General features: G+C 49.2%; 2 pseudogenes. Both read left to right on the forward strand.

The features are described 5' to 3' along the window. Positions 1-621: pseudogene (locus GRP75_RS28065) on the forward strand (serine/threonine protein kinase); the annotation flags it as partial. Positions 622-660: 39 nt separating this feature from the next. After that, positions 661-932: pseudogene (locus tag GRP75_RS28070) on the forward strand (SAF domain-containing protein); the annotation flags it as partial.

Below are 932 nucleotides of genomic sequence, written 5' to 3' on the forward strand. Positions count from 1 at the left end.
GTACTGGGTGTATCTGCCGGCTCCGGTGCTACGCATACAGCAATTGCGGTAAGCCACTATCTGGCTCGAAGGTCCCGCTCCGTAGCTTTGGTTGAGCTGCACAGCACAGCCAAAGCATTTGCCCGACTTCAAGAAGTCGTAGAAGGCACATCTGTTGGACAATCGAGTTCAAGTCGGCGTTTTGAAGTCGATGGAGTACATTACTGGCGACAAACATCTCGTGCGGATGTGATTTCTTTGTTGGGTGGTTCCTATAGATTTATCGTACTGGACCTGGGGAGTGGGCAGGACAATGAACGACTGGAAGAATTCTTGAGAGCCGATTATCCGCTCGTCGTTGGCTCAGGGGCCGAATGGAGAGTTCAGGATATAGCAGGGTTAGGCCGATTTCTTCAGCGCCATCCACAGAACAAATGGAATTACTGCTTGCCATTGGCAACCTAGGAGGCGGCCCGCAGGCTTCGTAAGGAGCTGGATCACGATAAAGTATTTGCTCTACCGTTCCACTCAGACCCCTACGAAGCGGATGATGAGATGGATCAGGTGTTGGACGAGCTGTTTCGCGGAGTCATTCCAGATACCCGGAGAAGACGCTTCGTATTCCTTAAGCGACGGCGCTAGATAGAAGGTATATATCAAAAGAGGCAGGGGAGAAGTTGTGTGTCTAAGCTAAGAAAAAGCAGTAAACAAAAACTATACGCCGGTTGCATTGGCGCTGGGATTGTTGGCATTATCTTTGCCGGCTACCTTATGGTTAATATCCATCAAATGAATGAGGTCAGGAAACAGGCTGAGGTAGAGGCAGAACTGAAATGGAAAGTGTATGAACAGGAGCAACGAACCGCGAAAAAAGGCTGGGTGGTTGTCCGTGACATTTCTCCAGGTGAACAGATTGCATCTAATGATTTGAAGGGAATTAAAGTTCCCGGTTC

The sequence above is a fragment of the Paenibacillus sp. OT2-17 genome (assembly GCF_009827695.1).
GTDB lineage: Bacteria > Bacillota > Bacilli > Paenibacillales > Paenibacillaceae > Paenibacillus > Paenibacillus polymyxa_B.